The sequence below is a fragment of the Lacrimispora amygdalina genome (assembly GCF_900205965.1).
GTDB classification, from domain to species: domain Bacteria; phylum Bacillota; class Clostridia; order Lachnospirales; family Lachnospiraceae; genus Lacrimispora; species Lacrimispora amygdalina_A.
In genome coordinates this window covers 169,748-181,828 of the sequence record NZ_OAOF01000009.1, presented here as the reverse complement: position 1 = coordinate 181,828, position 12,081 = coordinate 169,748, and the positions used below count along the sequence as shown (strand labels likewise).

The following is a 12,081-nucleotide window of genomic DNA, read 5'->3' as shown; positions in this document are numbered from 1 at the left end:
CAGATGTAATAAGGAGAGTGGCATGGAGACTATAAGAACTGTTATAATCGGCTTTGGGGGAATGGGAAAGAAATATGCACGGATGCTGGCAGATGGGAAGGTCACCGGAATGGTTCTGGCGGGAATCTGCTGCCGGAACTTAAAGGGTCAGGAGGAGATTAAGAATCAGTATCCGGATGTAAACATCTTTTCTGATACAGATGCGGTATTTGCAGCCAAAGATACGTTTGATGCTGTAGTGATCGTAACTCCTCACGATACCCATGTACCCATCGGACTGATGGCGGCGGAGACAGGGAAGCATATTCTTATGGACAAGCCTCTGGGAGTTTCGGCAAAAGAGGCAGGCGTGATGGTAAGAGAAGCCCAAAATTGTGGGATAAGTCTTGGGATGATATTTAACACCCGGATGAAAGGCGGTTATCTGTCAGCCGGAGAGTTCCTGAGAAGTGGCGGTCTGGGGAGAATAACCAGGGCTGTGTGGGTATGCAATACCTGGTACCGTACCCCTGCTTACCATAACAGTGCTCCATGGAGAAGTACCTGGAGGGGAGAGCACGGCGGTCTTTTAATCAACCAGTGCCAGCATTTTCTGGATGTCTGGCAGTGGCTTTTTGGAATGCCTGATGAGGTATATGCTTCCATTGATTATGGAAAATATAATCCCATTGCAGTGGATGACAGTTTTGATCTTCAATTCTTTTATAAGAATGGATTGCGTGGGACCTTGATTAGTTCTACAGGAGAAAATCCTGGAACCAACCGCCTTGAGATCTGGGGTTCAAAGGGCAGACTGACCGTTTCAGACGGAGTGGAATTGATTTTTGACGAAAACGTAGTCTCTACGGAGGAATTTGCACGGACGAATCAGGATCCGTTTGGAAAGCTATCTTCTGTTTGCAGCTCACTGGAAACAGAAGATCATAACGGAGAGGAATACCGCCTGATTTTTCAGAATTTTTCCGATCATCTCCGTTTTGGTGCAAAATTAATGACTCCGGGTGAAGATGGACTCCGGACACTTATGATGGCTAACGGGGCGTATCTTTCCTCCTGGCTGGAAAAGAAAATTTCCTATCCCATCGATGAAGACCTTTATGAAAAGCTGCTGACGCAGAAGGAAGAGGATGAGAAAGCCTTGACATTTTAAGGAAGTTTGCTATATAATCTACCAAAATGCTAAAGAGTAACGATTCAAGAGGAAAAGTGAGGGAATGGACATGGTAAATGATGTAATGAAGTTTATCACCGGCTTTGATAAAGAAGTAGGAGAAGCCATAGAAAAGGAGTGCGCACGACAGAGAAGAAACTTAGAATTAATCGCATCCGAGAACATTGTTTCAGAACCGGTTATGATGGCGATGGGTACTGTACTTACAAATAAATATGCAGAAGGTTATCCTGGTAAGCGTTATTACGGCGGATGTGAAGAGGTGGATGTTGTGGAAAGCATTGCCATCGAGCGTGCCAAAAAACTGTTTGGCTGTGATTATGCAAATGTTCAGCCCCATTCAGGAGCCCAGGCCAATATGGCAGTTTTTCTTGCCATGTTAAATCCTGGCGATACAGTTATGGGTATGAACTTAAATCACGGCGGTCATTTAACTCATGGAAGCCCTGTAAACTTTTCCGGTCTGTATTTTAATATTGTTCCTTACGGAGTTAAGGATGATGGATTCCTTGATTACGATGAGATGGAGCGTCTTGCTATGGAGCATAAACCAAAACTGATCGTAGCGGGAGCAAGTGCGTATGGCAGAACCATTGACTTTAAGCGGTTCAGAGAGGTTGCAGATAAAGCAGGAGCTTATTTAATGGTGGATATGGCTCACATTGCAGGTCTGGTTGCAGCAGGACTTCATCAGAGTCCCATTCCTTATGCAGATGTGGTTACAACGACTACTCATAAAACATTAAGAGGACCCAGAGGCGGTATGATTCTGGCTAACCAGGAAGCTGCTGATAAGTTTAACTTTAATAAAGCAATATTCCCGGGAACCCAGGGCGGACCCCTGGAGCATGTAATTGCCGGAAAGGCAGTATGCTTTGGAGAAGCCTTAAAGCCTGAGTTTAAGGTATATCAGGAGCAGGTGGTTAAGAATGCAAAGGCACTTGCTGCTGCACTGGTGAAGCAGGGATTTCATATTCTCACGGAGGGAACAGACAATCATCTGATGCTGATTGACTTAAGAGGCATGGAAGTTACCGGAAAAGAACTCCAGAACCGCTGCGATGAAGTATTTATTACCCTGAATAAGAATGCGGTGCCCAATGACCCAAGAAGTCCATTTGTCACTTCCGGTGTTCGTGTAGGTACTCCTGCTGTTACTTCAAGGGGATTAAAAGAAGAAGATATGGATAAGATTGCAGAGTGCATCTGGCTTGCGGCAACCGACTTTGAAAATAAGGCCGATAGCATCAGAAGCGAAGTGACAAAGATCTGTGATAAATATCCGCTTTACAATAATTAATCATAGAAAGCTGCTGCACGTGGGGTGCAACAGCTTTTTTCATATGCAGAAAAAATGTGAATTTCTTTCTGCATGTCAGGAGGAAATTAGAACTGGCTTTTATGCCTGGTTTTTAAATGATTCGCAGTCTGTGCACTCTTTCTTTGTAGGATTCTGCTCATGAGTCCCTACTTTGATTCGATCCAGTGTGCAGTAGTCTTCACTTTTGGCATGATAGGCGCAATTATCAATAGTACATTGGATACATTCGTTTTTTCCGTTTACTAACATCGATGAACCCTCCTTTATTGGTTGTTGCATCTATTATTGTAAACGTTTTTAGCTGATTTATTATACCAATTTTTTCTTACTTAAAATCAGCATTTTTCAGTCTGCAGTATTCCTCCTGGTTCAGTGCAAAGACCGTGCCGTGTTTAAATCCGTAAGGAAATGAAAAGGATTGATCTGACCGGATAAAACGTCCGGAGGAGATTGTTTCAGCAATAAAGGGAACGTATCCCTGCTCTTTTTTGATCTTTGTGCCATAGTAATCAAGGAACAGACACCAGCGGCCATCTTCCAGGCGGATTGCAGTAGGGGCTTCGTATTGCCCCTGTTCCAGTTTTTTCATTTCTTCACTGAATTGTGGGATGATGGTAAATGGTCCCGTAATGGTCTGAGACTCAAGCAGTAATATAGAGGCCGGATTTTTATCACTTTTTACAAAGAGATAAAAGCGGTTGTCATCTTTATAGAGAGCGGAATCAATGATATCACTGCCATCCTTCTCATATAAGACTTCCGGGCTGGTAAAGTTTAAAAAATCCCTGGTTCTGCTGTAATAAATTTTTTTCGGTCCGTATTGGTTCAAAGGGTGGGAAGAGGACCAGTGGATGAGATACTCCTCTGTCTTATCATCATAGATGATATCGGGAGCCCAGACACAGCCAAAGGGTTCCTCTCCCATCTGAATAAGGCGGGGATCGGACCAGTGAATTAAGTCTTTTGATTCCCAGAGCACTAAGTTTCTGCTGCCTTCCCGGCTTATTTTGTCCCAGCTTCCTTCATATTTTGTCTTAAAGTTTCTTGCAAGACTCAAGTCAGTTGCAAGTATGTAATAAATTCCTTCTTTCGTCCGGCAGATGGTAAAATCACGTACGCCCTGTTCTCCGATGGTACTGGTAAGAATGGGACGGCCATTATTTATCTCCTGCCAGTGAAATCCATCTTCACTGATGGAGAAATAAACGGCTTCTCCATCCGGATCTGTCTTTTCTTTAAAATGTACAAATAAATATGCCTGCATCTTCATTGATCCTTTCTTTTTTTCCATCTTACCACTTGCTGAGCAGTGGAACAAGTTGTTGATTCTGAAAATAATATTGTCAAACCCTGACGGAGTATGGTATACTTTTTTGGTGATTTTAATAAATATATTGCATATTATAAGTGGTACTTATTAATAAAGGCGCTATTTACTGATAGATCCAGTTCTACGCGGGAGGAAAATTTAGTGATCAGATTTAAGAACTACGTTAAGGCAGAAAGTCTTAAAGAGGCTTATAGCCTCAACCAGAAAAAAAGCAGCGTGATCGGTGCTGGAATGATGTGGCTGAAGGTTCAGAGCCGGGTAAAAATGACTCTTATTGATTTGTCCGGTCTTGGTCTTGACGGTATTGAGGAGACAGAAGATGAGTTCATTATTGGTGCCATGTGTACTTTGCGGCAGCTGGAAGTTCATAAGGGGCTTGACCGGTATTTTCCGGGTTTATTTAAAGAATGCACCCGTTCCATCGTAGGAGTCCAGTTCCGCAACGGGGCAACGGCAGGAGGCAGTATATACGGCAGGTTTGGTTTTTCTGACATTTTAACCTGTATGCTGGCACTGGACAGCTATGTCGAGCTTTATCAGGGAGGGATCATACCCCTTGAGCAGTTTTGCAGACAGGAACTGAACCGGGATATTCTTGTGAATATCCGGATTAAAAAGGATGGAAGGAGAGCGGCCTATACTTCTTCCAGGCTTTCAAAAACTGATTTTCCTCTGATTGCATGCTGCGTCTCTCAAAAGAATGGAACTTACTATGTATCTGTGGGAGCAAGGCCGGCGCGGGCTGAGCTTTATGTAATTAGCAGTAAAGAGGCAGCAGGATATGAGGAACTGGCAGGAATTGCTGCAGACCGGTTTCAATATGGCACCAATATGAGAGGCAGCGGGGAATACAGGAAGCATCTTGCAGAAGTATACATAAGACGGCTGTTCATGGCACTGGACCGGGAGGAAGGGTAATGCAGATTGAATTTACATTAAACGGGAGACTCATCTATGAGGAGACAGCAGAGGATGAAACACTGTTTCACTTACTGCGCAGGAAAGGCTGTTACAGTGTGAAATGCGGGTGTGAGACGGAAAACTGCGGGCTGTGTACCGTACTGGTCAATGGAATTTCGCGGCTTTCCTGTTCTTATCTTGCGGCAAGGGCAGATGGCTGTGAGGTGGTGACACTGGAAGGTGTTCAGGAGGAAGCGGAGGAATTCGGTGCTTATCTTGCAGCGGAAGGGGCGGAGCAGTGCGGTTTTTGCAGTCCGGGACTGATCATGAATGTGCTTGCTATGGAAAAAGAACTGGATTCTTATGATGAGGAAGAGGTAAAAGAGTATCTTGCCGGCAACCTATGCCGCTGCAGCGGATATATGGGACAGCTTCGGGCTGTGAAAAAATACTTAAGCAGAGGAGTAAACAGGAATGAATGTTAAGATGCGTACCGTCAATACTTCTGTCAAAAAGAAGGATTCAAAAGCATTGGTGACTGGAAAGCCTGTTTTTACGGACGATTTAGCACCAAAAGACTGTCTGATCGTAAAGGTTTTAAGAAGTCCACATGCTCATGCCTTAATCCGCAGGATTGATACAGAAAAAGCAAAAAAGGTGGATGGAATCGCCTGCATTCTTACATACCTGGATGTGCCGAAAAGACGGTTTACCATGGCTGGGCAGACGTATCCGGAACCAAGCCCCTATGACAGGCTGATCTTAGAGGAGAGAATGCGGTTTGTGGGAGATGCTGCGGCAATTGTGGCAGGAGAGACAGAAGAGGCGGTGGATCATGCCCTGCGCCTGATTAAAGTGGATTATGAGGTCCTTAAGCCGGTTCTGGATTTCAGAAAGGCAAAGGATAATACGATATTGATTCATCCGGAGGATAACTGGGAAAGTCTCTGTCCGGTAGGAGCGGATAACCACCGCAACTTATGTGCCAGTGGAGGAGAAGCCCATGGTGATGTGGATGGATTGCTCAGTCAGTGTGATTATGTGGTGGACCAGGTATATCATACAAAGGCCAACCAGCAGGCTATGATGGAAACCTTCCGCGCTTACTCTTATCTGGATGCATACGGCAGACTGAATATGGTTGCTTCGACCCAGGTTACGTTTCATGTGAGAAGAATTCTGGCTCATGCGCTGGATATTCCCAAATCCAGGGTTCGGGTTATAAAGCCCAGAATCGGAGGCGGTTTTGGAGCCAAGCAGACCGTAGTAGCAGAGGTTTATCCGGCAATCGTTACCATGAAAACCGGAAGAGCAGCTAAGATCATTTACAGCAGATATGAATCCCAGATAGCTTCTTCGCCCCGTCATGAGATGGAGATACGTGTCCGGGTGGGGGCTGATAAGAATGGAATTCTTCAGGCCATAGATGTCTATACTTTATCCAATACTGGGGCATATGGAGAGCACGGACCTACAACTGTCGGTTTATCCGGACATAAGTCCATACCCCTTTACAGAACACCAAAGGCCTACCGGTTTGCTTATGATGTGGTTTATACCAACTGTATGTCGGCAGGCGCTTACCGGGGATACGGAGCCACCCAGGGGCAATTTGCAGTGGAGTCTGCAATCAATGAGCTTGCGGAAAAAATAGGAATGGATAAAGTAAAGATACGAGAATTGAATATGGTAAGAGAAGGAGATATCATGCCTGCTTACTATGGGGAAACGCTAAAAAGCTGTGCGCTGGACCGCTGTATGTCCAGGGCAAAGGAAATGATGGACTGGGATAAGAAATATCCGGCTGTTGATATGGGAAATGGAAAGGTACGGGGAGTTGGTGTTGCCATGGCGATGCAGGGCTCTGCCATATCAGGTGTTGATGTGGCTTCTGTGGAACTGCGCCTGAATGATGACGGATTTTATACACTTATGATCGGAGCCTCTGATATGGGAACAGGCTGTGATACCACTCTGGCTCAGGTTGCGGCAGATTGTCTGGAGTGCGATCTGGATCAGATCGTTGTACATGGAACGGATACGGATGTATCACCCTATGATTCCGGATCATATGCCTCCAGCACCATGTATCTGACCGGAATGGCAGTGATGAAAGCCTGCGGGGAGATGCGGGATAAAATACTGGATAAAGGAGCGGAATATTTATCCTGTGAAAAGAATTCACTGGAATTCGACGGTATCAGAGTGTGGCAGCCGGAAAGCGGCAAGGAACTATCGTTAAAGGATATAGGCAATAAGGTAATGTGCTTTAATGAAAAAATGCTTTCAGCCGGGGCTTCCCACACCTCTCCCGTATCACCTCCTCCATTTATGGTAGGAATGGCAGAGGTTGAGGTGGATATAGAAACCGGTGAGACGGAGCTTCTTGATTATGTGGCAGTCGTGGACTGCGGTACAACCATCAATCCCAATCTGGCAAGAATCCAGACAGAAGGAGGACTTGCCCAGGGAATCGGCATGGCTCTTAGTGAGGATATTACGTATACGGAAAAGGGACAGATGAAGCAGAATTCATTTATGCAGTATAAGCTGCCCACAAGGCTTGATGTGGGCAATATACGGGTGGAATTTGAAAGCAGCTATGAACCTACCGGACCTTTTGGTGCGAAATCAATTGGTGAGATTGTAATTAATACCCCATCCCCAGCCATTGCAGATGCTATTGCCAATGCGGCAGGGGCGAGAGTGAGGGAGCTGCCCATTACGGCAGAAAAGATATACCGGAGTAAATATAAGAAATAAACAAGGAGCTGTCGCGCTAAGTAATTATTAGTGCGCAGCTCCTTGTCTTGTAAAAACACAATTGCCAGACTATGAAAAGTGAAAAAGGCAGTTACTATAAAACTTCCTGTATCAAAGGGAAAATCTAGTAAGCTTCCAATGGAGGAACGTAATCAGCCACTTGTACTGCGCGTTGATGAGCGGATAATAAGATTAGGAAGGGTTACAAAAGATTGAACCTGAAGAGCCGGATTTTTAATTCTCTGCAACAATATGGAAGCTGCCTGTTTTCCCATTTCATGTACATTAATGTCGACAACAGTCAGAGGAGGATCAATAAGCTGTGATAGTGGGTAGTCGTCAAACGTAATGATTCCCATATCCTTTGGAATTGATAAGTGATGTTTTTCTATTGCATGAACCGCCCCCATAGCAATCTGATTATTTTCACAGATAACGGCATCAGGGAGTATGGGGTGACTTAGCAGCTCTTCCATCATTGAAAAACCGCTTTCTTTTGTATATGTACCGTATTTTATAAAATCTTCCTGTATCGCAAGACCATTAATATTCATATATGATACGAAACCCTGAAGGCGGTGCCTTGAAATTTCATCGCTTTTAGGACCTCCAATAAATGCGATTTTAAAATAGCCGCATGTCTGCAGATATTCCATAGCCATTTGACCGGACACACGGTTGTTTGTATCAATCCAGCAGGAGGAACTGGCAAAAGGGGGCCTTCCGATAAGAATGTGTGGGAAATTGTTCCTGACTAAAAAATCAACCAATAATCTTGAAGTGGCTGAGCCATGTACCAAAATACCGTCAGCAGTATTGCAGCCTACAATTTTTTTCACTGATTCATAAGCATCTGATATGTCAGTAACCCCCATGAAAGGCATATTGTAGTTTTTATTCCCAATTACATTTTGTGCACCGCATAGTATTTCAAACATGTGGGGGTTATGGAATGCTGTATGTAATTGCGTAACAGCAAGAAAGATAATGTTGCCGGTCCGTTTCTTTTTAAAATTACTGCCTTGTGCGTTTGGATGATAATTAAGACGTTTTATTACTTCCATCACGCGCTTGGTAGTGCTTTCTGAAATATAAGGCTTATTGTTAAGCACTTTAGAAACAGTAGCCGTGGAGACACCGGCTTCCTTTGCAACATCGATTATTGTTACAGACATAGGACTCTCCTTTCTTTGGCTTGTATTAGAATAGTATAACGTTTACCTAGAAAAATCAAGCAATATACATAAAAAAACGTTGTTATTTGGAAACATATTGTTATAATTTACTTATAAATACTAGTATTTTATGAAAATAGTAAACAACATAACGTTGGTGAAGAAGGAAGGGGAAAAGTAATGAAAAAGATGTTAAAACGTATTTCTGGCTTTGTACTATGTTTCAGTATGATAATTGCGCTCTTACCGCAAATAAAGGTTTATGCGGCAGAAAGTCTTCGGGGAGAGTCTGTTTATCAGATTATGGTTGACCGTTTTTATGATGGGGATAAGACGAATAACGCAACAGGTGAAGCTTTTCGCTATGCAGAGAACTCACAAGATGATTTTCGTTATATGCATGGTGGTGACTGGCAGGGAATCATAGATAAAATTTCTTACATAAAGGATATGGGATATACCGCTATCTGGATTTCGCCGGTTTCCGACCCACAGCTTTGGGGAATACCTGATGCCAATGGCAAACAGTGGCCGACTGCCTATCATGGGTATAATGTATTCGATCCAAATCGTGCCAACCGTTATTTTGGGTCAAAAGATCCACAGGCCAGCAAGGATAAGCTAAAGGAACTGGTAGAGGTTTGCCATAATAATGGAATTAAGGTTATTTTCGATGTTGTACCCAATCACGTTGGAGATTACCTGCAGGGAATAGGAAGTAATGCTCATTATACCAATGGCACAGGGTTAAAAGAGGGTACACAATTACAGCCGGCGGAGCCGTTTAATCATGTGTTATGGTATCATAATAAAGGTGATATTAATTTTGACATAGAGCATCCCCATACCCCAACAAGTACACAGATGCTGGAGGATCATGACCTGGGTGGTCTGGACGATATTGATTTAGATAATATGGCTGCCAGGCGTGCAATGTTTGATTCAATAAAGAACTGGTTCACTTATACAGGGGCAGACGCTGCCAGAGTAGATGCGGCTAAATGCATGAAACCTGCTGATATTCATGAATTACAGGATTATTTAGGCGTTGCAACCTTTGGCGAAAACTTTGATATGGATGTGGACTTTATAAAAGACTGGGTAGGAGATAATGCTGAAACCGGCATGCTGGATTTTCCGTTGTTTCAGGCTATTGTAAATGATTTTGCATATGGAAAGAACTTTAATAACACGTCGGAAATATCACTTCAATCCATTTTAGCACAAGATCACTTTTATGGTACTCATCTTAACGATATGGTAACATTTATTGACAATCACGATAGAAATCGTTTCTTAACTGAAGCAGGAGGTGATGTTGATAAACTTCATAATGCATTAACCTTTATATTTACGGCAAGAGGAATTCCTGTAGTCTTTCAGGGAACGGAGCAAAACAGAGGAAATGCGAATGGTCAGGGTATCAACGGGATTGCAGATACCTGGAATCGCTGGTCCATGGTGACCAGAGATAGTAACGGAAATATTTTAAAAGATTATTTTAATACATCAACAAATACATATAAGCTTATCCGGACTTTAAATGATCTTCGTGGGGAATATGAAGCTTTGAGCTATGGCACACAGCGTGAAATGTGGACGTCTATGCATACCTATGCTTTTTCAAGAAGAATGGACAGCGGTAACAATGCAGGGCAGGAATTAATTTGTGCGTTCCATAATACCAAAGGAACAGATACGCAGACCATGTCCATACGTGCCGAAAGCACCATTAAGCCAGGATCTACGTTAGTTAATGTCATGAATCCAAATGATAAGATTACTGTATCCTCAGATAGAAAAGTCACTATAACACTTACAGGAGATACTTCTAAAATATATGTGGCAGATGAAGACGCAGGTGAGACAATTCCAGTGACCATTCATATCCGTAATGCGTCTACCGACTGGGGACAGAACGTTTATATATCAGGAAACTGTGTGGAACTGGGAAACTGGGATCCGGACAAAGCAGCAGGGCCAGCCGTATGCCCCAATTATCCTGATTGGGATTTAACTGTATATCTTCCGGCAGGCCAGGAAATTGAGTTTAAAGCGGTCAAGAAAGATGCTGCAGGGAATCTCATATGGCAAAGCGGGGAAAACCGCAGCTATACGGTACCATTATCAGGTTTAGGAGAAGTTAGCATTGACTGGTAGAAGGAGGATATGCAAAGTGAGGAAAATGGTATTGGTTTTGTGTATTGTGATGGCTGTATCAATTTTTACAGGTTGCAGCAGAAGCTCACAAAGCGTTGCAGCAAAGCAGAAAAATAAGGAAGCTTTGAATACAATCCGTATCTGGCATGATGGAGATAAGGCGCTCATACAGTTGATGGAAAATTATCTGAATGAGGCTCTGATTGATGATGGAATCACAGTAAAGTTTGAGCAAAAAAGTGGATTGACAGACCAGATTAAATTATATGGAAATGATGAGGTAAATGGTCCGGATATGTATATGTATGCTCATGACTCTCTTGGGATGTTTGTTGAGATGGGAGCTCTGGCACCATTAACTGATGTAATCGACAAAAACGTTTATGCGGATATGCTTCCCATGACACTAAAGGCGGGGAATTATAAGAATGATCAATACCTGATGCCTGTCTATTTTGAAACACTGCTTTTTATTTATAATAAGGATTTGTGGGAGGGAGAAGTGCCTTCTGCCACAGAAGATCTCTATTCGTACATGAAAAGTCATACGGATGCCGCCGCAGGAACTTACGCTTTGGTCAACCAACATTCGACTGCTTATAATGTAGCTCCCATTATTAATGGATTTGGAGGATTTATTTTAAATGAGCAGGCTGAGCCAGGATTAAATAACAGAAAGACTAAGGAGGCAATTGAATATAATAAAAAGTTTGCGCAATTAGAAGCGGACGGGGATTATAATACGGTAAATGCTCTTTTTAAGGATGGAAAAGCTGCCGCAATCATTGGAGGACCATGGCTGATATCAGGAGTAAAAGAAGCCAAAATTAATTATGGTATAAAATCCTTATGTGATTTCAAGCTTCCAAATGGAAATACACTGATACCATATTCGGGCGTACAGGGAATTGGTGTTATGAAACATGCAGCCAGATCCAAAAAGGATGCAGTGGAAAAGGTACTGAATGAAATTGCAAATCCACAGCTTGGAATCGATCTGGCCCAGAATTCCGGATGCGCTCCTTCAAATCAAAAATCTTATAATACGGAATCTGTTGCAAATGATGAGATGATAGCAGCCATGAGAAGGACTGCTGATATTGCTCAGCCAATGCCAAATATTCCCCAGATGAGCGTAATGTGGGGACCAGCAGAATCACTACTTGCAGCGGTTAATAAATCAGGCAAAGAATTAGATGCTGCTGCTGATGATTATCAGAAAGAAGCAGAAACTGCTATCGCGGATATGCAATAGCTGACA

The 12,081-nt window shown here is 43.2% G+C and carries 10 protein-coding genes; 7 read left to right on the top strand and 3 right to left on the bottom strand.

Annotated features, from left to right (window positions below):
* The first annotated feature begins 22 nt into the window (after nucleotides 1-22).
* Both CRO04_RS14005 and glyA read left to right on the top strand, forming a co-directional pair.
* Nucleotides 23-1,150, top strand: a complete 1,128-nt coding sequence (locus tag CRO04_RS14005) for a Gfo/Idh/MocA family protein (protein WP_097004872.1) — start codon at nucleotides 23-25, stop codon at nucleotides 1,148-1,150.
* A gap of 70 nt (nucleotides 1,151-1,220) precedes the next feature.
* Nucleotides 1,221-2,471 carry a serine hydroxymethyltransferase gene (glyA, locus tag CRO04_RS14000; protein ID WP_097004907.1) on the top strand — a complete coding sequence of 417 codons (1,251 nt, stop codon included), beginning with the start codon at nucleotides 1,221-1,223 and terminating at the stop codon, nucleotides 2,469-2,471.
* A 99-nt stretch (nucleotides 2,472-2,570) separates the two neighbouring features.
* On the opposite strand, the gene CRO04_RS13995 is transcribed toward glyA, so the two are convergent.
* Both CRO04_RS13995 and CRO04_RS13990 read right to left on the bottom strand, forming a co-directional pair.
* The gene (locus CRO04_RS13995) at nucleotides 2,571-2,741 is read right to left on the bottom strand and encodes a DUF1540 domain-containing protein (protein ID WP_097004871.1); all 171 of its coding nucleotides are present in this window, start codon (nucleotides 2,739-2,741) and stop codon (nucleotides 2,571-2,573) included.
* Nucleotides 2,742-2,817: 76 nt separating this feature from the next.
* Nucleotides 2,818-3,783: a glycoside hydrolase family 43 protein gene (locus CRO04_RS13990; RefSeq protein ID WP_242974494.1), complete on the bottom strand. Its 966-nt coding sequence runs from the start codon at nucleotides 3,781-3,783 to the stop codon at nucleotides 2,818-2,820.
* Between the two features lie 180 nt (nucleotides 3,784-3,963).
* Between CRO04_RS13990 and CRO04_RS13985 the strand changes: the two genes are divergently transcribed.
* From CRO04_RS13985 to CRO04_RS13975, 3 genes are read left to right on the top strand one after another with little or no spacing between them, the layout of a single operon-like run.
* Nucleotides 3,964-4,740 (top strand): FAD binding domain-containing protein, encoded by a 777-nt coding sequence (locus CRO04_RS13985; RefSeq protein WP_097004870.1) that lies wholly within the window; start codon nucleotides 3,964-3,966, stop codon nucleotides 4,738-4,740.
* Nucleotides 4,740-5,207, top strand: a complete 468-nt coding sequence (locus CRO04_RS13980) for a (2Fe-2S)-binding protein (RefSeq protein WP_097004869.1) — start codon at nucleotides 4,740-4,742, stop codon at nucleotides 5,205-5,207. Before CRO04_RS13985 ends, CRO04_RS13980 begins: the two co-directional genes overlap by 1 nt.
* Before the next feature lies 1 nt (nucleotide 5,208).
* Nucleotides 5,209-7,485, top strand: coding sequence for a xanthine dehydrogenase family protein molybdopterin-binding subunit (locus CRO04_RS13975; protein WP_097004905.1), 2,277 nt, complete (start codon nucleotides 5,209-5,211; stop codon nucleotides 7,483-7,485).
* 152 nt (nucleotides 7,486-7,637) lie between these two features.
* Here CRO04_RS13975 and CRO04_RS13970 read toward each other — a convergent pair whose 3' ends face one another.
* Nucleotides 7,638-8,660, bottom strand: coding sequence for a LacI family DNA-binding transcriptional regulator (locus CRO04_RS13970; protein WP_097004868.1), 1,023 nt, complete (start codon nucleotides 8,658-8,660; stop codon nucleotides 7,638-7,640).
* 180 nt (nucleotides 8,661-8,840) lie between these two features.
* Between CRO04_RS13970 and CRO04_RS13965 the strand changes: the two genes are divergently transcribed.
* Both CRO04_RS13965 and CRO04_RS13960 read left to right on the top strand, forming a co-directional pair.
* The gene (locus CRO04_RS13965) at nucleotides 8,841-10,820 is read left to right on the top strand and encodes an alpha-amylase family glycosyl hydrolase (protein WP_097004867.1); all 1,980 of its coding nucleotides are present in this window, start codon (nucleotides 8,841-8,843) and stop codon (nucleotides 10,818-10,820) included.
* A gap of 25 nt (nucleotides 10,821-10,845) precedes the next feature.
* On the top strand, nucleotides 10,846-12,075 hold the full coding sequence (locus CRO04_RS13960; protein WP_097004904.1) for an extracellular solute-binding protein: 1,230 nt from the start codon (nucleotides 10,846-10,848) through the stop codon (nucleotides 12,073-12,075).
* The last annotated feature ends 6 nt before the right edge of the window (nucleotides 12,076-12,081 follow it).

Bases quoted from the DNA above. Each gene is read 5' to 3' on its own strand.
- CRO04_RS14005 (WP_097004872.1), top strand. From the start codon at position 23: ATGGAGACTATAAGAACTGTTATAATCGGCTTTGGGGGAATGGGAAAG.
- glyA (WP_097004907.1), top strand. From the start codon at position 1,221: ATGGTAAATGATGTAATGAAGTTTATCACCGGCTTTGATAAAGAAGTA.
- CRO04_RS13995 (WP_097004871.1), bottom strand. From the start codon at position 2,741: ATGTTAGTAAACGGAAAAAACGAATGTATCCAATGTACTATTGATAAT.
- CRO04_RS13990 (WP_242974494.1), bottom strand. From the start codon at position 3,783: ATGGAAAAAAAGAAAGGATCAATGAAGATGCAGGCATATTTATTTGTA.
- CRO04_RS13980 (WP_097004869.1), top strand. From the start codon at position 4,740: ATGCAGATTGAATTTACATTAAACGGGAGACTCATCTATGAGGAGACA.
- CRO04_RS13975 (WP_097004905.1), top strand. From the start codon at position 5,209: ATGCGTACCGTCAATACTTCTGTCAAAAAGAAGGATTCAAAAGCATTG.
- CRO04_RS13970 (WP_097004868.1), bottom strand. From the start codon at position 8,660: ATGTCTGTAACAATAATCGATGTTGCAAAGGAAGCCGGTGTCTCCACG.
- CRO04_RS13965 (WP_097004867.1), top strand. From the start codon at position 8,841: ATGAAAAAGATGTTAAAACGTATTTCTGGCTTTGTACTATGTTTCAGT.
- CRO04_RS13960 (WP_097004904.1), top strand. From the start codon at position 10,846: ATGGTATTGGTTTTGTGTATTGTGATGGCTGTATCAATTTTTACAGGT.